Annotated in this window: 21 protein-coding genes; 8 read left to right on the top strand and 13 right to left on the bottom strand. The window is 63.7% G+C overall.

What is annotated here, in order from left to right:
- Positions 1–38: 38 nt before the first annotated feature.
- Positions 39–503 (top strand): hypothetical protein, encoded by a 465-nt coding sequence (locus AMK05_RS01815; protein WP_064841236.1) that lies wholly within the window; start codon positions 39–41, stop codon positions 501–503.
- A 119-nt stretch (positions 504–622) separates the two neighbouring features.
- On the opposite strand, the gene cysK is transcribed toward AMK05_RS01815, so the two are convergent.
- Positions 623–1,585, bottom strand: coding sequence for a cysteine synthase A (gene cysK / locus AMK05_RS01820; RefSeq protein ID WP_064836011.1), 963 nt, complete (start codon positions 1,583–1,585; stop codon positions 623–625).
- A 144-nt stretch (positions 1,586–1,729) separates the two neighbouring features.
- Positions 1,730–2,347, bottom strand: a complete 618-nt coding sequence (locus tag AMK05_RS01825; protein WP_064836013.1) for a LysE family translocator — start codon at positions 2,345–2,347, stop codon at positions 1,730–1,732.
- Between the two features lie 232 nt (positions 2,348–2,579).
- Between AMK05_RS01825 and AMK05_RS01830 the strand changes: the two genes are divergently transcribed.
- Positions 2,580–3,098, top strand: coding sequence for a Dps family protein (locus AMK05_RS01830; RefSeq protein ID WP_064836015.1), 519 nt, complete (start codon positions 2,580–2,582; stop codon positions 3,096–3,098).
- 44 nt (positions 3,099–3,142) lie between these two features.
- Here AMK05_RS01830 and AMK05_RS01835 read toward each other — a convergent pair whose 3' ends face one another.
- Positions 3,143–4,045: a DMT family transporter gene (locus AMK05_RS01835; RefSeq protein WP_064836017.1), complete on the bottom strand. Its 903-nt coding sequence runs from the start codon at positions 4,043–4,045 to the stop codon at positions 3,143–3,145.
- A 112-nt stretch (positions 4,046–4,157) separates the two neighbouring features.
- Here AMK05_RS01835 and AMK05_RS01840 point away from each other — a divergent pair, with 112 nt between their 5' ends.
- On the top strand, positions 4,158–4,622 hold the full coding sequence (locus AMK05_RS01840; RefSeq protein ID WP_064836020.1) for an Lrp/AsnC family transcriptional regulator: 465 nt from the start codon (positions 4,158–4,160) through the stop codon (positions 4,620–4,622).
- A gap of 15 nt (positions 4,623–4,637) precedes the next feature.
- Here AMK05_RS01840 and AMK05_RS01845 read toward each other — a convergent pair whose 3' ends face one another.
- Positions 4,638–5,537 (bottom strand): GNAT family N-acetyltransferase, encoded by a 900-nt coding sequence (locus AMK05_RS01845; protein ID WP_064836022.1) that lies wholly within the window; start codon positions 5,535–5,537, stop codon positions 4,638–4,640.
- The gene (gene dut, locus AMK05_RS01850) at positions 5,537–6,007 is read right to left on the bottom strand and encodes a dUTP diphosphatase (protein WP_064836024.1); all 471 of its coding nucleotides are present in this window, start codon (positions 6,005–6,007) and stop codon (positions 5,537–5,539) included. Before dut ends, AMK05_RS01845 begins: the two co-directional genes overlap by 1 nt.
- A gap of 90 nt (positions 6,008–6,097) precedes the next feature.
- Between dut and AMK05_RS01855 the strand changes: the two genes are divergently transcribed.
- Positions 6,098–7,681 carry a peptide chain release factor 3 gene (locus AMK05_RS01855; RefSeq protein ID WP_064836026.1) on the top strand — a complete coding sequence of 528 codons (1,584 nt, stop codon included), beginning with the start codon at positions 6,098–6,100 and terminating at the stop codon, positions 7,679–7,681.
- A gap of 16 nt (positions 7,682–7,697) precedes the next feature.
- On the opposite strand, the gene AMK05_RS01860 is transcribed toward AMK05_RS01855, so the two are convergent.
- The 5 genes from AMK05_RS01860 to AMK05_RS01880 all read right to left on the bottom strand — a co-directional run bounded on the left by AMK05_RS01860 (position 7,698) and on the right by AMK05_RS01880 (position 12,934).
- The gene (locus AMK05_RS01860) at positions 7,698–8,099 is read right to left on the bottom strand and encodes a GFA family protein (protein ID WP_064836028.1); all 402 of its coding nucleotides are present in this window, start codon (positions 8,097–8,099) and stop codon (positions 7,698–7,700) included.
- A 10-nt stretch (positions 8,100–8,109) separates the two neighbouring features.
- Positions 8,110–9,642 carry a S10 family peptidase gene (locus AMK05_RS01865; protein WP_064836030.1) on the bottom strand — a complete coding sequence of 511 codons (1,533 nt, stop codon included), beginning with the start codon at positions 9,640–9,642 and terminating at the stop codon, positions 8,110–8,112.
- Positions 9,643–9,738: 96 nt separating this feature from the next.
- Positions 9,739–11,031 carry a CynX/NimT family MFS transporter gene (locus AMK05_RS01870; protein ID WP_064836032.1) on the bottom strand — a complete coding sequence of 431 codons (1,293 nt, stop codon included), beginning with the start codon at positions 11,029–11,031 and terminating at the stop codon, positions 9,739–9,741.
- Positions 11,028–11,705: a FadR/GntR family transcriptional regulator gene (locus AMK05_RS01875; RefSeq protein ID WP_064836034.1), complete on the bottom strand. Its 678-nt coding sequence runs from the start codon at positions 11,703–11,705 to the stop codon at positions 11,028–11,030. Before AMK05_RS01875 ends, AMK05_RS01870 begins: the two co-directional genes overlap by 4 nt.
- Positions 11,706–12,022: 317 nt before the next feature.
- Positions 12,023–12,934, bottom strand: a complete 912-nt coding sequence (locus AMK05_RS01880; protein ID WP_064836035.1) for a pirin family protein — start codon at positions 12,932–12,934, stop codon at positions 12,023–12,025.
- A 248-nt stretch (positions 12,935–13,182) separates the two neighbouring features.
- Here AMK05_RS01880 and AMK05_RS01885 point away from each other — a divergent pair, with 248 nt between their 5' ends.
- Complete coding sequence (locus AMK05_RS01885) at positions 13,183–13,995, top strand: class II glutamine amidotransferase (protein ID WP_064836037.1); 813 nt, start codon at positions 13,183–13,185, stop codon at positions 13,993–13,995.
- Here AMK05_RS01885 and coaBC read toward each other — a convergent pair.
- On the bottom strand, positions 13,982–15,193 hold the full coding sequence (gene coaBC, locus AMK05_RS01890; RefSeq protein WP_064836039.1) for a bifunctional phosphopantothenoylcysteine decarboxylase/phosphopantothenate--cysteine ligase CoaBC: 1,212 nt from the start codon (positions 15,191–15,193) through the stop codon (positions 13,982–13,984). The genes AMK05_RS01885 and coaBC overlap by 14 nt on opposite strands.
- A 292-nt stretch (positions 15,194–15,485) precedes the next feature.
- Positions 15,486–16,250, bottom strand: coding sequence for an SDR family oxidoreductase (locus AMK05_RS01895; RefSeq protein WP_064836041.1), 765 nt, complete (start codon positions 16,248–16,250; stop codon positions 15,486–15,488).
- 125 nt (positions 16,251–16,375) lie between these two features.
- Here AMK05_RS01895 and AMK05_RS01900 point away from each other — a divergent pair, with 125 nt between their 5' ends.
- Genes AMK05_RS01900 through AMK05_RS01910 form a run of 3 tightly spaced genes read left to right on the top strand, consistent with a single transcriptional unit; the run spans position 16,376 to position 18,932 of the window.
- Positions 16,376–17,287: a LysR family transcriptional regulator gene (locus AMK05_RS01900; protein WP_064836043.1), complete on the top strand. Its 912-nt coding sequence runs from the start codon at positions 16,376–16,378 to the stop codon at positions 17,285–17,287.
- A gap of 26 nt (positions 17,288–17,313) precedes the next feature.
- Positions 17,314–18,549, top strand: a complete 1,236-nt coding sequence (locus tag AMK05_RS01905; protein WP_064841237.1) for an MFS transporter — start codon at positions 17,314–17,316, stop codon at positions 18,547–18,549.
- Positions 18,546–18,932 (top strand): VOC family protein, encoded by a 387-nt coding sequence (locus tag AMK05_RS01910; protein ID WP_064836045.1) that lies wholly within the window; start codon positions 18,546–18,548, stop codon positions 18,930–18,932. Before AMK05_RS01905 ends, AMK05_RS01910 begins: the two co-directional genes overlap by 4 nt.
- On the opposite strand, the gene AMK05_RS33015 is transcribed toward AMK05_RS01910, so the two are convergent.
- Positions 18,878–19,150 (bottom strand): antitoxin, encoded by a 273-nt coding sequence (locus tag AMK05_RS33015; protein WP_082935606.1) that lies wholly within the window; start codon positions 19,148–19,150, stop codon positions 18,878–18,880. The genes AMK05_RS01910 and AMK05_RS33015 overlap by 55 nt on opposite strands.
- Between the last annotated feature and the right edge of the window lie 8 nt (positions 19,151–19,158).

Consider the following 19,158-nt stretch of genomic DNA (forward strand, 5'->3'; position numbering starts at 1 on the left):
GAGGTAACGGATGAGAAAGCCTGTTGCCGGGGATGCTTATGAGTAACGAATATCCGGGCTCGAATGCCAAGCCCTTGGAAGTGCTAGACTTGGCAAATGCCTACTCTCGCGCTTCCAAACTCCTGTTCAGCAGTGGTCAGAAGCAAGTTGTGCTATCCATTGCGCCGGCTCGGATGTGCGCCATTCACGCTATTGAACTCTACCTAAATGCCTTTCTCCGCCACGAGGGCGTTACTCCAAAGGAAATACGAAAACGGATGCACAACCTCGCTGAGCCAACGTTTGTTGCTAAACTTCAACTGAGAAAAAAGACCGCCCGGCATCTGGAGGCAATGACAGCAAAGCGTGAGTACATCATATCGCGCTATGCTCCGGAGCGAGCGAGAGAGCACACGGAGTTGAATCGTTTGACCGCAACGCTGAAGGAGGTCATGGCGAAGGTTGGCAAACATTTGGATTCAACTAGCTCAGGTGGAACATCGACATTCGTTATTGCGAACTAACGCAGAACTTCGTCCCACTTCGTCTGGAATGCAGGTGAACGGCACAAAAGAAGGGGCGGCGAAGCGCCCCGATATTTTGCAAGACAAATTGGTTGAGAAAAGCTCGGCCACAGCCAAGTTTAGCCCCCAAGCCCCTCAAACAGCGCCGTCGAGAGATAACGCTCCGCAAAGGACGGAATGATCACCACGATGTTTTTTCCGGCGTTCTCGGGACGGCTGCCGACCTTGAGCGCCGCCGCCAGCGCCGCACCTGAGGAGATGCCCACCGGCACGCCTTCGAGCCTTGCGACCAGGCGCGCCTGTTCGAAGGCCTCGTCGTTGGTCACGGTGACCACTTCGTCGTAGATGCCGGTGTCGAGGATTTTGGGGGCGAAGCCGGCGCCGATACCCTGGATCTTGTGCGGGCCGGGATTGCCGCCGGAGAGGATCGGCGAATCGGCGGGCTCGACGGCGATGATCTGGATCTCGGGCTTATGGCTTTTCAGCACCTGGCCGACGCCGGTGATCGTGCCGCCGGTGCCGATGCCGGAGACGAGGATATCGACGGTGCCCTCGGTGTCGTTCCAGATTTCCTCGGCGGTCGTCTTGCGGTGGATTTCGGGATTGGCCGGGTTTTCGAACTGCTGCGGAATGATGGCGTCGGGCAGCGACCCTGCCAGTTCCTCCGCCTTGGCGATGGCGCCCTTCATGCCCTTCGGCCCCTCGGTCAGTACCAGCTCGGCGCCGAGCAGCGCCAGCATCTTGCGGCGCTCGACCGACATGGTTTCCGGCATGGTGAGGATCAGCCGGTAACCCTTGGCGGCGGCGGCAAAGGCGAGCGCGATGCCGGTGTTGCCGGAGGTCGGCTCGATCAGCACGGTCTTCCCGGGGGTGATCTTGCCCTGCGCTTCCAGGCTTTCGATCATCGCCACGCCGATGCGGTCCTTGACTGAGGCGATCGGGTTGAAGAATTCGAGCTTGCCGATCAGGTTGGCCACCACGCCCTTTTCCCGCGCCAGCTTGTCGAAGCGCACGAGCGGCGTGTTGCCGATGGTCTCGGTGATCGAGGAATAGATGCGGCCGCGGCCGGGCTTGTGCGACATGAGTGCCTCCCTTTGAAATCCTGCTTCTGAAATCGAGGAGGAGAATAGGGTCAAAGGCCTGAAGAGGCTAGACCGCGTTGATGCCGGGAGAGCGGGACGCGGAGAAAAAAAGCTTTGAAAACCGTTGTCTGCCGGATGTTTATTTCAGGCCGCCCGCGTGGCGATGAAGGCCGCCGTGCCGGCCAGGATGCCGGCCGCGACCCGGTTCAGCGCCTGCAGGGCGCGCGGCTTTTTCAGCATCGTGCGGGCCCGCGAGGCCAGCAGCATATAGGGAACCAGCACGACGATCAGCACCACGAAGGTCACCGCAAGCAGCATCGCGTAGTCGCGCAAGCCGATATGGCCGATATCGATCAGTGTCGGCGCCAGCGCGACATAGAACAGCATCGTCTTCGGATTGCCGAGTGTCACCAGCAGGCCGGAGAGGAAGGAGAGGCCGATATTGCTGGATTTCTTCGCCGCGATATCCTGCGGCAGCAGCCCGGCAGTCCAGAGCTTCCAGGCGATATAGCCGAGATAGAGGGCGCCGGCGATCTTGATGGCGATGAACACCTCGGTAAAGGTCTGCGCCACGAAGGCAAGGCCGAGAATGACGGCTGTCAGATAGGTCATGTCGCCGAGCACCAGGCCGAGGCCCATGAAGAAGGTCTCGCGGAAATTCGAGCCGAGCGCGCGGGCGACGATCGCGGTGATCCCCGGCCCGGGAATGGCGGCGGCGATGAACAGCGCTCCGGCATAGGCGATCAGGGCGGTTAGGCTCATCTTTGATATCCACTGGATTGCGTGACCTCTCTATAGGCGCGTGTTGCGGCCTCATCAATGCTTCGGCGCTGATCGGTCCATCACCATCAGGAATAGGTCTGCGGCACCATGATCCACTTGGAAAGCGATCCGGCCTTGCTAGTTCTCTCTCTGCACGCGCGCCGTCGGCACCCTTGCGCTTTTCGAAAAGGCGCGCGGCGTTCTTGAGATTTCATCACCAAGGAGAAAATGCATGTCCCCGACCACAGCCGAAACCCGCAGGCTCCAGCCGCTCAAGACGCCGTCCACCCTGCCGACCAACGCCGTCACCGATATTTCGGCGGCGCTGACCGCGCTGCTCGCCGATGTCTTCGCGCTCTATCTGAAGACCAAGAACTTCCACTGGCACATGTCCGGCCCGCATTTCCGTGACTACCACCTGCTGCTCGACGAACAGGCCGAGCAGATCTTCGCCATGACCGACGACATTGCCGAGCGCGCCCGCAAGATCGGCGGTGTGACGCTGCGCTCGATCGGCCAGATCGCCCGCCAGCAGCGCATTTCCGACAATGACGCGGATTTCGTCACCGCCGAGGACATGCTGTCGGAACTGCGTGAGGACAATGGCCAGCTCGTTTCGCTGCTGCGCGAGGTGCACGATCTCTGCGACGAGCACAATGATGTCGCGACCGCCAGCCTGATCGAGAACTGGATCGACGAGGGAGAGCGCCGCACCTGGTTCCTGTTCGAAACGACCCGGCCGCAGAAATAATATCGCCAGCCGGGCGTGGTCTCATCTGTGCGGCACCCCGGCTCTCAGCTCTGCAGCGCCCTCGGCCGCAGCCATCTCGGGCTCCATCCGAGGTTCATGCCGGAGGCGGCAATGAGGATGATTGCGGCACCCGCGATCTGCAGCGGCTGCAGCGCGTGGCCGAAGGCCAGCCGGTCGACGAGGATTGCCGCGATCGGATAGAGGAAGGAGAGCGCGCCGGTCAGATGCGTCGGCAGCCTCTGGATGGCGCCATAGAGCAGCACATACATCAGCCCGGTATGGACGACGCCGACGGTAACAAGGATCGCCCATGTCCCGAGATCCGCGGGCGGATGGGAAAAATCCGTCATCGGCGCCAGCATCAGCATGCCGGTCGCGACCTGGATCAGCGCGATCAGATGCGGCGGCGTGCCTTTCAGCCATTTCGCGGCAAGCGCTGCCAGCGCATAGAAGAAGGCCGCGCCCAGCGCCATCAGGATGCCGAGGCCGTAGCCGTCTGATGTACCGCCGCTCCCGCCCGGTTTCGCCTGGACGATCGCCATCATGCCGGCAAAGGCGAGCACCAGCCAGAACAGCTTTGTAGCGGTGATCTTTTCGCCGAGAAACAGTGCGCCGAGCACCAGCAGCATGAAGGGCTGGGTATTGTAGACGGTCGTGGCGATCGAGATCGTCGCATGCGAATAGGAGGCAAACAGCAGCAGCCAGTTCAACACGATGGCGATGCCGCCGAAGATGGCGATGCCGAAGGCGCGCAACGTCAGGATACCCGGCCGCAGCAGCCCGAGCGCGCCGCAGATGACGAGCAGGGTCAGCGCGCCGAACAGGCAGCGCCAGAACACCACGCCGCTGACCGGCTGGCCCGACATGACGACGAACCAGCCGATCGTCCCCGAGATCAGCATCGCTGCCGTCATCTCCGCCATGCCTCTTTTGATGTCGCCGCTCATGATCGCCTCCGTTTTCGATGGCATGATAATATTGCGGCGGCGCGCGATTTTATATAAGGATGGAAAGGATTATGAACGACATCGCCTAATAATATGAGGAAATTTTGAAGTCATGCCTAACGATGTGCAATCGCTCGACGAAACCGATCAGGCCATTCTGGAAGCGCTGGCCGGCAATGCCCGCATCTCGCTGAAAGAATTGGCACAGCAGGTGGGGCTTTCCTCTCCAAGTGCTGCCGAGCGCCTGCGCCGGCTGGAGGAGCGCGGCGTCATCAAGGCCTTCACCATCGACCTCGATCCTGCCGCCGTCGGTTATCCCCTGCAGGCGATCGTCCGTGTGCGGCCCTTGCCGGGACAGTTGCACATGGTCGAGCGGCTCATCCAGGAGATTCCCGAAATCGTCGAATGCGACAAGGTGACCGGCGAGGATTGTTTTATCGCCCGCCTGGTGATCCGCTCGATGGCGGAGCTCGACGGCCTGCTCGACAGGGTCGCCGAACGGGCGGAGACCAACACCGCGATGATCAAGGCGTCGCCCGTCAAACGTCGCCTGCCGCCGCTGTCGCGGGGGAAATAGAGGCGGCGCAACGGGTTAGAAATCCGCCATCGGCGACAGCATTGCCGGAAAGTGCGGGACGTCGTCGCCGAGACCGCGGAGCATCAGCACCGTGCCGCTTTCCAACGGCTGCGCAGCGCCCGTCCAGTCGAGCTTATCGGGACGAAAAAACACGTCGACGGCGGCGGAGGCGATGTCGAGCCCGCCGAGGATTTCTGCCAGTGTCGGCATCTCCGCCGCCACGATGTCGAGAAGACTGAAGCGGCCCGCCGCATCCGTCTTCCAGGCGATGGCGGCTGCCTGATCTTCCAGGAAGCTGACGCGCACATCGGGATCGAGCTGCGTGTTGATGAGAAACATTGCCGCATTGGCTGTCACCGCGAGGGATGTCGAAACCGGGCTCCGTCTTTCCAGCAGCGATTGCAGCAGCGCAAGATCGTCCGCGTCAGTCGGCGCAAGCAGCCGAGCCGGGCCGGCGAAAGGAGAGGGGACGGGGGCCGCTCCTTCGTATCGATGCTGCGCGATCGCGCGAAAACCGTAGGCCTCGTAGAGCGACGGCTTGTCGGTATAGAGGATGACGGCTTCAAAACCCTGCCGTTCGCACCAATCGAGCGCCTTCACCGTCAGGTCGCGGTAGAGCCCGCGCCCGCGCCATGGCGGCCGCACGGCGCCCGATTGCAGCCCGGCGGCATGGACGAGCCTGCCGTTGAGAACGAAAGGCAGTGCAAAGGCTGAGATATTGGCCGCAAGTCCGCCCTCGGCATCGAACCAGCCGAACGGCATGCTGGTGGGATCGGGGCCGCCGAGCTGCTGCAGCGGGCCGATATCGATGCCGAAAATATCCTGGAGCAGGCAGACCAAAGCCGCCCAGCCGGCCGGGTCGCCGAAATAATCCTGCCGGAAGAAGAGGCCCGCGCTGTCGGGGCGCTTGGTCATCACACCCCGGTGGAACCGAAGCCGCCGGCGCCGCGCATCGTCTCGCTGGCCGTGGCGCTCTCGGCCACCCGCGCCTGGGTCACCGGCGCGATCACCATCTGGGCGATGCGCATGCCGCGCTCGACGGTGAAGGCTTCCTCGCCGAGATTGGCAAGCAGCACCTTCACCTCGCCGCGATAGTCGCTGTCGACGGTGCCGGGCGAATTCAGGCAGGTGATGCCGTGTTTGAAGGCAAGACCGGAACGCGGCCGCACCTGGCCCTCGAACCCCTCGGGGATCTCGAAAATGAAGCCGGTCGGCACCAGCGCCCGTTTGCCGGGCAGCAGCGTCAGCGGTGTATCGCCATCGACGGCGGCGCGCAGGTCCATGCCGGCCGCTCCCTTGCTTTCATAGGAGGGCAGGTCGAGGCCTTCGCCATTGGTCAGGCGGATGAGGTTCAGCGCCGGGCGCGTATCGTGATGAATGGTCATGCCCCATTACTTTGCGCAGCAAACGCCGAGGTCAATTGCAAAGCCGGGCTTTAATCGCTAGATACGCGGCAATTCCACAGGATTCACAGTATGGCCGAAAGTCTCGCCGAGGCGGTCTCCCGCCGCCGCACATTCGCTATTATCGCCCACCCGGACGCGGGCAAGACGACGCTCACCGAAAAGCTGCTGCTGTTCGGCGGCGCCATTCAGCTTGCCGGCGAGGTCAAGGCGAAGAAGGATCGCATGCAGACGCGCTCCGACTGGATGAAGATCGAGCGCGAGCGCGGCATCTCGGTCGTCACCTCGGTGATGACCTTCGAATATAACGACAATGTCTTCAACATCCTCGACACGCCCGGCCACGAGGATTTCGCCGACGACACCTATCGCACGCTGACGGCCGTCGACGCCGCGGTCATGGTCATCGACGCCGCCAAAGGCATCGAGCCGCGCACGCTAAAACTCTTCGAAGTCTGCCGCATGCGCGATATCCCGATCATCACCTTCATCAACAAGATGGACCGTGAAAGCCGCGATCCCTTCGAGATCCTCGACGAGGTGGAGGAGAAGCTGGCGCTGGATACGGCGCCGATCACCTGGCCGATCGGCCGCTCGAAAACCTTCTGCGGCTCCTACAATATTGCCGCCAACACGGTGCGCGGTTCGGATACCGAGATCGAGGGAACGCCGGTCAACGGTCCGCAGGCTGTTGCCGACCGGCTGCCGGAAAACGAGCGCCGGGCTTTCGTCGAGGAGACGGAGCTTGCGATCGAAGCCTGCCGCCCCTTCGACCGCGAATCCTTCCTGGAAGGCCATATGACGCCGGTCTTCTTCGGCTCGGCGCTGCGCAATTTCGGCGTTCGCGACCTGATCAACGCGCTTGGCGATTTTGCGCCGCCGCCGCGCGACCAGGTCGCCGATATCAGGACCGTGCACGCGACCGACGACAAGATGACCGCCTTCGTCTTCAAGATCCAGGCCAATATGGACCCGAACCACCGCGACCGCATCGCCTTTGCCCGCATCTGCTCCGGCAAGCTCGAGCGCGGCATGAAGGCAAGGCTTGCCCGCACCGGCAAGCAGCTCGGCCTGACGGCGCCGCAATTCTTCTTCGCCTCGCAGCGCCAGCTTGCCGACACCGCCTATGCCGGCGACGTCGTCGGCATTCCCAATCACGGGACGCTGCGCATCGGCGATACGCTGACCGAAGGCGAAGCCCTCGTCTTCCAGGGCGTGCCGAATTTCTCGCCTGAGATCCTGCGCCGCGTGCGCCTGGAAGATGCGATGAAGGCGAAGAAGCTCAAGGAAGCGCTGCAGCAGATGGCCGAAGAAGGGGTCGTCCAGCTGTTTTCGCCTGAAGACGGCTCGCCGGCAATCGTCGGCGTCGTCGGCGCCCTGCAGCTTGACGTGCTGAAGGAGCGGCTGATGGCCGAATACGGCCTGCCGGTCTCCTTCGAAATGTCGCGCTTCTCCGTCTGCCGCTGGATCTCGGCCGATCAGCCGGCCGATCTGGAAAAATTCCTCACCGTCAAACGCGGCGATATCGCCCGCGATCTCGACGGAGACCCGGTCTTCCTCGCCCAGGACGCCTTTTCGCTGCGGTACGAATCGGAACGCCATCCGGCGATCAAGATGGTCGCCATCAAGGAATATCACGCCGCCAAGGCGGCGTGATCGCTGCGGCGCCAGCTTAATCCTCGCGATCGAACCGCGGCAGCGGTGCGATATTCTCCACCCAGGGCAGGGCCGAGCGGCACCATATCTGTTTCTTCGGTGCCAGTTCCCGCCGCTGGTCGATGCCGCCGAGGCGAATGCCGATGGCGCCGCCTTCGCCATCGGTGCGATAGAGCGGCGATCCGCAGTTCGGGCAGAAGAATTGCCGGCTGAGGCCGCCGCTGTCGCCATATTTCGTATAACCGCGCGGCTCGCCTGCTACGAGCGTGAAGCTTTGCGGCCGCGCCGGCGCGGTAATGCGATAGGCCGAGCCGGTCAGCCGCTGACAATCGGTGCAATGGCAGATCGACACCCGCTCCGGATCGATCTCGGCCTGGTAGCGGATCGCTCCGCAATGGCATCCTCCGGTGATATGCATCGGCGTGTCCTCATTCCGCCGGCGGCGTGGCCGGGTGCGTGGCGTAGAAGGCCTTGGCATCCGCCGTGAAGGCGGCCCGCTGATCGGCCTTGGTATAGAACATATGCCCGCCGCGATAAAGTTTCAGCCCGACGCGGCCGCCGGCAAGCGACGGCGGCAGGTGATCGACAACATAGCGGCTGACGCCGTAAGGCGTCACCAGATCGCTGTAGCCATGCGCGATCAAAAGATGGAAGGCCGTGTTCGACGCAAGCAACTGCCTGATGTCGTCGGTGGCGCTGGCCTGCAAGCGCGATCCGCCGCCGCGCCCGCCGCCCCATTCCCAGCGCCGGCTGATATCGCTGTCGAGCAGCGAATAGGTCATCTCGGTTTTGAAGCCGAGCTCGTTGCGGGCATAGTCGGCAAAAGCGCCGCCATAGGCGCGGGTGAAGCCGTCGAGAATGGCGTCGTCGCCGCGGTCGTAATCCGATTCCGGATAGGCGTCGGGGGCGGCAAAGGCGGCATCGTAAGGGCTCATCACCTCGCCGCTGCCCCCGTCCGAATGTTTGACGAAGGAATTGCCGAGGAAGCCGCGGTTGCGCGTGACGATATCCTGAGGGATACCCGTCAGGTCGGCGATCCTGCCATAGAAGGCGGCGGCCTCAGTGCCCGTCGGCGGCGGCCCGGCGAGCGTCGTCAGATAATCGCCGAGCGCGAAGGTTTCCGCTGCGCGCTGCTTCTCTTCGTCAAAGGCGTTGTGCCGGTCGAGTTCGGCCGCCGCCAGCGACGGCAGCTCCAGTGCTGCGCCGAGTGGGAATTGATCGGCGTTGAACATCAGCTGACCCTCGAGCAGCGGCGAAAGCATTACCGCGCCGGCAACGATAATGCCCTGGCTTTCCTGCAGCGCCGAGGCGACCTTGGCGGCACGGAAGCCGCCGTAACTTTCGCCGAGCAGATATTTCGGCGCGTTGGAGCGGTTGTTGTGCGCGACATAGAGCGCGATCGCCTTGGCGATGCTCTCAGCGTCCGCGTTGACGTTGTAATAATTGGAGGCGTCGTCGGCCTTCACCGTCCGGCTCCAGCCGGTGCCGATCGGATCGATCATCACGAGATCGGTGAAATCAAGCCAGCTCTGCGGGTTGTCGACGAGCTGCGCGTGCGCGCCGTCGCGGGCCTGAGGCCCGAAATCCAGCACCTTGGGCCCGACCAGCCCGAGATGCAGGAAGGCGGAAGCCGCACCCGGGCCGCCGTTGAAGGCAAAGGTCAGCGGCCGGTCCGGGCCTGCATCCTTTGCAACATAGGCGGTGTAGAAGATCGCGCCGGTCGGCGCGCCGTCCTGGCCGAAGAGATCGAGCGTGCCGGCGGTCGCGGTATAGGCAATCTTCCGGCCGCCGATCGTCAGTTCGTGCTCGGTGACGGAATCGGCCGGCAGCAGCTTCAGCACGCCATCACGCGCACTGCGCTCGACATTCTCTCCAGATTGACCGCTTTCCTCAGCCGGGGAAAGGGCAGGGGCGAGCGACACCGCCAGAACGGCAAACAGAAACAGGGGTCGTAAACGCAAAGTGTCTCCTCCGGCGGTGCGGGCTGCGCCTTAGAGATAGCGTAACATCCGCGAACGGCGACCGGCATCAAGAGATGGTGATGGGTCGGTGAGGGCTCAGCTCACCTTTTCCACGGCATGGACATTGATCTCGACCGACCGGCCGGCCTTCCAGCCGTTGATCGCCGCTCCGAGCCCCAGCGCGACGAAGAGGGCGGCGCACCAGGAAAAGCTGCCGGTCCAACTGCGGATGAGGCCGACGATCAGCGGGCCGATAGCGGCAAGCAGGTAGCCGACGCATTGCGCCATGCCGGAGAGATGGGCGGCGACATCGGGATCGCGCGAGCGCAGCACGATCGTCGTCATCGCCGCCGCGATCAGCCCGCCCTGGCCGATGCCCTGCAGCAAGGCCCACAGCCAGACCGTCGACAGCGGCGCAAACAGCAGGCCGAGCAAGGCGATAACGGCGACGCTGCAAAGACTGGCATTGATCAGCCGCTGGTCTTTGCCACGCACGGCGATATGCGGCACGATCAGGCAGGATGCCGCCTGCACCATCACCGACAGCGAAACGATCGCCCCGGCGCTGACGCCGTCGAGGCCGCGTTCGCGCAGGATCGGAACCAGCCAACCGAAGACGCAATAGGCAAGCGCCGATTGCAGCCCCATGAACAGCGTCACCTGCCAGGCCAGCCGGTCCCGCCAGAGGCCTTTGACATGAAATCCGTTTCGCCTGGCCTGGCTGCCGCTGCGCAGAACCTGCGGCAGCCAGAGCAGGGCGACGATGAGCGCCGGCAGCGCCCAGGCGGCGAGGGCGCCTTCGAGCGAGCCGCAGAGCGCGTGCTCGATCGGCAGCGTCAGCCCGGCCGCACTGGCCGCACCGGCGCAGAGCGCCATGGTGTAGAAGCCGGTCATCAGCGCGGCGCGCCCCGCGAAATCCCGTTTCACCAGCCCCGGCAGCAGCACATTGCCGATGGCGATACAGGCGCCGGCGAGCGCGGTGCCGATGAAGAGCAGCGGCACCGAGGAAAGCCCGCGCAACGCAGTGCCGAGGGCCAGAAGCAGGATAACGCCGAGCAGCGTGCGTTCCGTGCCGAGGCGCTGGGCAAGACGTGGCGCAAGCGGCGAAAAGGCGCCGAGGCAGACGACCGGAAGCGTCGTCAGCAGGCTGGCGCCAAGCGCGCTGAGGCCAAGTTCCGCGCGGATTTCCGGCAGCAGCGCCGAGGCGCTCGAAAAGACCGGGCGCAGGTTGAAGGCGATCAGCACCAGGCTGGCGCCGAGCAGCAAACGATCCGCGGCACCGCGCAGCGGTGTTGCCTGCGGCGCCGGCAGGCTGCCGGCCTCGGCGTCCACAAGCAATTCGTCTGATACGTCGAGTGTCGTGACGGCATCGGCGGAAGATGTGGTCATGACAGGATCATCCGCTCGAGGGCGGCAAGAACCGGCGCCATGAAGCGGCGCACCGCCGCATCCGCTTGGTCGGGATCGCCGGTTTCGATGGCGTCGACGATATCGGCATGCGCCTGCATATCCGGTTCGGGAATATCCCCGCCGAGGGTGGCGGCGATCGTATCGGCGATCGAGGCCGAGAAGAAATCGTAGATCTCGATCATCGCCCGATTGCCGGAGGCGGCAATGACGGCCTTGTGGAAGGCGAGGTCGCGTTCAATGAAAGCCGACTGATCGCCGTCCTCGTAACTGCCGCGCTCGGCAAGCAGCCGGCGAAGCCCGGCAACCGTCGCCGGCGTCTTGCGGACCGCCGTCAGCCGCGCGGCCTCGACGTCGAGCGCCAGGCGTGCCTCGAACTGGTCGCGCAGGCTCGCGCGCCGCGCCATGGTCAGCGGCCGGCCGGCATCGCTGGTCGCGCGGACATAGGTACCCGACCCCTGCCGCGTTTCGAGATAGCCTTGGGAGACCAGAACCCGCACCGCCTCGCGCACCGTGCCGCGGCTGACCGAAAGCATGGCCGACAGCGCGGCTTCATTCGGCAATTTCCCGCCGACCGCCCAGCGTTGGCCGAGAATATCGCTGCGGATCGCCTCGATTGCCGCATCGGCGAGATTGGTCCTGCTGATCGCCCGCATCCCACTACTCATAAAGTCATCTGATGACTTTATGAGTAGTGGGCTCGCGATGGTTCGTCAATGCTGATGAAATCACGGCAATAAAAAAGGGCCGCCTCGGCGACCCTTTCCATGAGTTTGGCCTCAAACTGGCCTGGACTGTCTATGCAGCCCCAGGAAGGCGGGGATTACAGCGAGGGCTGCCTCGCTTTCATCATCTCTCCCATGCCCGTTACGAGGTCCGAAATCTCATTAGACATTGGATCACCTTCCTTTCGTTCTGTTGCTGATAGCTCGAAGGTAGGCTGATTCTTCGCAGATGCAAGAGAGAAATGCGATCAATGCGCCGCCTTGATGAAGGTGCCGTTCTGCAGTTCGCGCATCGCCTGCATGATTTCCTCGCGCGAGTTCATCACGATCGGGCCGTGCCATGCGACCGGCTCCTCGATTGGCTTGCCTGACACAAGCAGGAAACGGATGCCCTGGTCGCCCGCCTGCACCGTCACTTCGTCGCCGCTGTCGAAGACCACGAGCGTGCGGTTGCCGGACATGTCGCGAATGTTCAACTCCTCACCGTCGACTTCCTTCTCGACGCGCACGCCGAAGGGTTTCGACGCATCGCGAAAGGTGCCGGAGCCGGCGAAGATATAGGCGAAGGCGTTGCGATAGGTGTCGACCGGCAGACGCTTCTTCCTGCCGGGCGGCACCGAGACGTCGAGATAGATCGGCTCGGCGGCAACGCCGTCGACGGGACCGGCCTTGCCCCAGAAATCGCCGCAGATCACCCGCACGGCCGTGCCGTCATCATCGACGACGACAGGGATATCGGCGGATTTGACGTCCTGATAGCGCGGCGCCGTCATCTTCAGCGAGGAGGGCAGGTTTGCCCAGAGCTGGAAACCGTGCATGCGGCCGGCGAAATCGCCCTTCGGCATTTCCTGGTGCATGATGCCGCTGCCCGCCGTCATCCACTGGATATCGCCGGCGCCGAGCAGGCCACGGTTGCCAAGGCTGTCGCCGTGTTCGACGGTGCCGGCAAGCACATAGGTGATTGTCTCGATGCCGCGATGCGGGTGCCATGGGAAACCGCGAATATATTCCTCCGGATTGTCATTGCGGAAATCGTCCATCATCAGAAAGGGATCGGTCATCGCAGGATCGCCGAAGCCGAAGACGCGGTGCAGCTTCACGCCCGCGCCTTCCATGGTCGGTGTGGCGGTACTTTCATGTTTGACGGGGCGGATCGACATGATGTCCTCTTGAAGGTTCAACTTGGCGGCAACTATAGCGGCCCGGCCGCTAAGCGCGAAGCCTGCCCTGCGCACAACGCAGTGTTCACAAAAGAACACAGGCTTTCGCCGAATTTGAACATCCCGAGCGCCACGAAACCGTCACCTTGCACTTGCAAACCGGTCGCGCGTTAAGCTGTTGTTAGCCGCGACGGCAGAGAATTTAGCATGCCCGCCGATGCGGCGGCGGGTCCCGGAGCAAGAAAGTCATGTGTCGCTGGGCAGCCTATCGCGGAGACCCTCTCTATCTCGAGGAACTGGTATCCTCGCCCGCCCATTCGCTGATCGAGCAGTCTCATTGCGCCACCCGCGCCAAGACGGCGACCAATGGCGATGGCTTCGGCATCGCCTGGTATGGCGACAGGCCCGAGCCCGGCCGCTACCGCGATATCCTGCCGGCATGGTCGGATTGCAATCTGAAGAGCCTGGCGCGGCAGATCCGTTCGCCGCTCTTCCTTGCCCATGTCCGCGCCGCCACCGGCGGCGGCACGCGCCGTGACAATTGCCACCCCTTCACCCACGACATCTGGTCCTTCATGCACAATGGCCAGATCTCCGGCTTCGAGCGTCTGCGCCGTCCGATGGAGGCGATGCTCGACGATGAGCTGTTCAATGCCCGCGGCGGCACGACCGATTCCGAGCTGATGTTCCTGCTGGCGCTGCAATTCGGCCTGCGCGAAGCGCCGATCGCCGCTATGGCGGATATGGTCGGCTTCGTCGAGGAGCTGGCCGAAAGCATTCTCGGTTCGATCCTGCTGCGTTTCACCGCCGCCTTTTCCGACGGCAAGACGCTCTATGCCATCCGCTATGCCACCGATCGCAAGGCGCCGACGCTCTATGCCTCACCTGCCAGCGCCGGTTATTGCCTCGTCTCCGAGCCCTTGAACGACGATGTCGACGCCTGGGCCGAAATTCCCGATGGCAGCGCCGTCACCGTCGGCGAAAACGGCATCGATGTCTCAGAGTTCCGGCCGGGAAAGCGAAGTGCCGTCCAGCCGCAGCGCATGGCTATCCCTGCCTGAAACTCTCGGCGATCAGCGCTGCCAGCCTATCGGCAACCTCTTCCTTCGCGAGGTCAGGCCATCGCTCGACGCCGTCGTGACGGATGAGTCGGACGCTGTTGCGGCTGCCGCCCATGATGCCGGTCGCCGGCGAGACGTCGTTGGCGACGATCATGTCGGCGCCCTTGCGCTCGAGTTTCGCCCTCGCATTGCTTTCCACGTCCTGCGTCTCGGCGGCAAAGCCGATCACCAGCTTCGGCCGCATCGTATGATGGCCGACGGTTTTGAGGATGTCGGGGTTTTCGGTCAGCGCCAATGTCGGGATGGATTCGCCCGGATGTTTCTTCAGCTTCTGGTCGGCGGCCGAGGCAACGCGCCAGTCCGCCACCGCCGCCACCATCACGGCGATATCGGCCGGCAGCGCCGCGAGCACCGCGTCGCGCATTTCCTCCGCCCGCTCGACATGCACGGTGCTGACGCCGACGGGGTCGGCGATCGTCACCGGCCCCGAGACCAGCGTCACTTCGGCTCCCAGTTTGGCAAGGGCAGCGGCGATCGCATGTCCCTGCCGGCCGGATGAGCGGTTGGCGATGTAGCGCACCGGGTCGATCGGCTCGTGCGTCGGTCCTGAGGTGACGATCGCCTTGCGCCCCTTCAGCGGCTTCTCTCCGTCGTCGAGCATGGTTTCGGCCGCCGCGACGATATCAAGCGGCTCCGCCATCCGGCCGAGCCCGGCCTCCCGGCTCTCCGCCATCTCGCCGGCCATCGGTCCGACGAAGCGGATGCCGTCTGCCCGGAGCAGCGCCGCATTGCGCCGCGTCGCCGGATGCGCCCACATGCTGGGGTTCATTGCCGGTGCCGCCAGCACCGGCCTTTGGGTCGCCAGCAGCACGGTCGAGGCGAGATCGTCGGCAAGCCCATTCGCCATCTTCGCCATCAGGTCGGCCGTGGCAGGGGCGATGAGCACGAGGTCGCAGTCGCGCGCCAGCCTGATATGGCCGACATCCTGTTCGTCCTCACGCGAAAACAGATCGAGGAAGACGTGGTCGGCGGCCAGCGCGCCGACGGCAAGCGGCGTGACGAATTCCTGCGCCCCCTTGGTCATGATCGGGCGCACACTTGCACCGCGCTCGCGCAGCCGGCGGATCAGATCCAGGCTCTTATAGGCGGCGATGCCGCCGGAGATGATGAGGAGGATGCGTTTGCCGCTGAGAGCCATGGCTTTCTACCCGTCGCCTTATTGACCGGGCCCGACCCTAAGCCTTTGGCGCAGAACATGCAATCGCGGGGGGAAAGGCATCGGATCTGCTCAAGAGCGGTGAATAGTTGCGTAGTGAAGACCCCTCCCCAACCCCTCCCCACAAGGGGGAGGGGCTTAGATGCCGCGCCGCCTATATCCGTTTCATCGTCTCATCCGCAGAAAGGCCGATGTCTGTCGCAGTTGGTGCAACGTGTTAGGGGAGGGGTTGGGGAGGGGTCTTTTCCGGTCGATGGCGGTAGCCCTCGCCGTCTCAGCTGCGGGTGATCGAAATGCCGCCGTCAACCAGCGACGCCGTGCCGGTGACGAAGCTCGAATCGTCGGAGGCGAGGTAGAGAACCGAGCGGGCGAGTTCGTCCGGTGTGGCGACCCTTTTCAGGGCATGCATAGCGGTGACGGCAGCCTGCTTGTCGGCCGTATCGTTCATGTCCCGGTACATGTCGGTATCGACCGCACCCGGCAGAATGGCATTGACGCGCACGCCCTGCGGTCCGAATTCGGCGGCGAGCGCCTGCGTCAGCCCGATCAGCCCGGATTTGCTGGCGGCATAGGCGGCGACACCGGGAAAGGCGAAGCTGTAGCCGACGAAGGTCGAGGTGAAGATCACCGAGCCGCCGCCATTTTGCGCCATCGCGCCGATCTGATGTTTGGCGGCGAGGAAGGATGCGGTGAGATTGACCGCCAGCGCCTCGCTGAAACCTGCTTCCGAGACACCGGTGCTCGGACCGGCTTCGCCGATGATGCCGGCATTGTTGAAGGCGATGTCGAGCTTGCCGTAATGGGTCACGGCGGCCGCGACGAGTGCCTTGTGATAGTCTTCCGACCGGACGTCGCCGGCAACGGCCACGGCATCGCCGCCCTCTGCCTTGATCTCCGCGACAAGACTGTCGAGTTCGGCTTGACGGCGGGCGCCGACGATGAGCTTGGCGCCTTCTGCGGCAAAGAGCTTTGCCGTGACGCGGCCGATGCCGGAGCTTGCGCCGGTGACGATTGCGACCTTGTTGTTCAAGCGGTTCATGGTTCCATCTCCTGTGTTCACGCGAGGCGGCCCCTGCCGTCCCTTCCGTTGAATGGAAGATGGCATTTTCTTTTCGTTCGGATTAGTCTCCAGATCGGGGAATTCGAATTCGGAAAGACCGAACAATGATCAGGATCGAAGGCATTGCCGCTTTTGTTGCCGTCGTCGAGGCCGGCTCGGTCAGCGAGGCGGCCCGGCGGCTCAGGCTCTCCAAATCCGTCGTCAGCGAAAGGCTGGCAGAACTGGAGAAGGCGCTTGGCGGCATGTTGCTGCACCGTACGACGCGCAAACTCACTCTGACCGAGGACGGTGCGGTCTTCCTGGAACGGGCCGCGCGCATCGTGCGTGAGATCGAGGAGGCCGCCGCCGACATGGCCGAGCGGCGCGGCACGCTATCCGGGCCGATCCGCATCGCCGCCCCCGTCACCTTCGGCCGCATGCATCTCGGCCCGGCGCTCTACCCCTTTCTTGCCGACCATCCCGATATCGAGCTGACGCTCGATATCGACGACCGGCGTGTCGATGCGGGCTCGGACGGCTATGACGCCATCATCCGCAACGGCCCGATCGCCGACAGCCGACTGGTCGCCTGGAAGCTGACGCGCAGCCGCCGCCTGCTCTGCGCCTCGCCGGATTATCTCGCCCGTCAGGGCACGCCCGCGTCGCTGGCCGAGCTGAATGGCCATCGTGGCATCTTCTACACCAATCGCGGCGTCGCCGACTGGCGCTTCCAGACGCCGGAGGGTGCGGTCGTTGTCCGCGCGAAACTGGCGCTCGCCATCAACAATGGCGACATGCTCCGCGACGCCGCAATTGCCGGTCTCGGCATCGCGCTGCTGCCCGCCTTTATCGCCGGCCCGGCTATCCGCGAAGGCAGGCTTGCCGAAATCGATGTCGGTCACAGGCCGGAGGCCGAATTCATCTATATGGCCCATCCGGAGGGACGAAATCCCTCGGCCAAGCTGCGCGCGATTGCCGATCACTTGAAGAAGAGTTTCGGCGATCCGCCCTATTGGGATATTGCGGATAATCCGTGAATTCGAAGGCTCGTCAGGATGAAGATATGCCGCCATCCCATGCCGTGAAGTCCGCGTTCCCGCAGGAAAGGTACTACCTCTCGCGCGGCACCGGCGCTTATCGACGCGCCAGCCTGGCGCTTTTCCTCTCCGGCTTTTCCACCTTCTCGCTGCTTTATTGCGTGCAGCCGCTGCTGCCGATCTTTTCGCAGGAATTTGCCGTCAGCCCGGCGGAAAGCTCGCTGTCGCTCTCGCTCTCCACCGGCTTCCTCGCCCTCGCCATCGTCTGTGCCGCCGCCGTCTCGGAAGGGCTCGGCCGCCGCAGCCTGATGTCGATATCGCTGGTCGGCGCCGCCTTGCTGACGGTGGCCACGGCCTTTGCCCCGAACTGGCATCTGCTGCTCGTCGTCCGCGCCTTGCAGGGCTTCGTTCTCGGCGGCGTGCCCGCCGTCGCCATGGCCTATCTCGCCGAGGAAATCGATCCGCGCGGCCTTGGCGCCACCATGGGCCTTTATGTCGGCGGCACGGCCTTCGGCGGCATGTCCGGTCGCGTTCTCACCGGCATCTTCGCCGAATATCTCGGCTGGCGGCCGGCGCTTTTCCTCATCGGCGCCATTGGCCTTGCCGCCGCGATCGGCTTCATCGCCCTGCTGCCGCCGTCGAAGAATTTCGTCCGCCGGCCGGGCTTCGATCCGCGCTTTCACGCGAAAGCCTGGCTCGGCCATCTCAAAAATCCGGCACTGCCCTTCGTCTTCGCCATCGCCTTCCTGGCGATGGGCTCCTTCGTAACGATCTACAATTATGCCGGCTTCCGTCTCGTGGCGCCGCCCTATAACCTCAATCAGACCGAACTCGGCCTGATCTTCGCCGTCTATCTCTTCGGCATCGGCGCCGCCTCGATCGGCGGCCTCATCGGAGACCGGATCGGGCATTTTCGCGTGCTTCTCTTCGGTCTGGCGCTGACGGCCGCCGGCAGCGCCCTGACGCTCTTCGCCCCTCTGCCATCCATCATTCTCGGCATCGTGGTGCTGACGACCGGCTTTTTCATGAGCCATTCCATCGCCAGCGGCCTCGTCGGCAAGCTTGCGCATGGCACCAAGGGCCACGCCTCGTCGCTCTATATGCTCGCCTATTATGTCGGCTCCAGCCTGATGGGCTCGGCCGGCGGCTGGTTCTTTGCTGTGGAAGGCTGGGCCGCCGTCGTCCTCTTCACACTTGCCATGCTGGCGCTCGCCTTTATCTCCGCCTGTGTCGCCCAGCACTTCGTGAGGAGAAAAGCATGATCCGCATAGACCGTCTCGATCATCTCGTGCTGACCGTCGCCGATATCGCAGCCACCTGCGACTTCTATTCCCGCATTCTCGGCATGTCGGTCGAAACCTTTGCGGAAGGCCGAAAGGCGCTGAAATTCGGCAGACAGAAGATCAACCTGCATCAGGCCGGTCACGAATTCGAACCCAAGGCAACACATGCCGTCCCCGGCTCCGGCGATCTCTGCTTCATCGCCGAGACGCCGCTTGCCGACGTCATCGCCCATCTACGGGCGTCGGCCATTGTGGTCGAAGAAGGCCCGGTCGAACGCACCGGTGCGACCGGGCGCCTGCGCTCGGTCTATTTCAGAGACCCCGACGGCAATCTCGTCGAAGTTTCAAATCTGATCGATTGACGCATCTGTGCCGCAGGCTGTTCTTTGGCCGCTGTGGCGAAGTCGGGATCGACAGAACCGGTCACGTCGGCAAGCCATCCCCAATCGTCGGAAATCGGCTCGAGAATAACCGCCCGCCCCTGGCGCCTGATAGTGACGGCATCGCCTTCGAAGCGGAATTCCTTGGGCAGCCGGACGGCCTGGGAACCTCTTGACCAGAAGATCTTGGCTGTTTCCACGTCATCGC

Source organism: Rhizobium sp. N324, assembly GCF_001664485.1.
GTDB lineage: Bacteria > Pseudomonadota > Alphaproteobacteria > Rhizobiales > Rhizobiaceae > Rhizobium.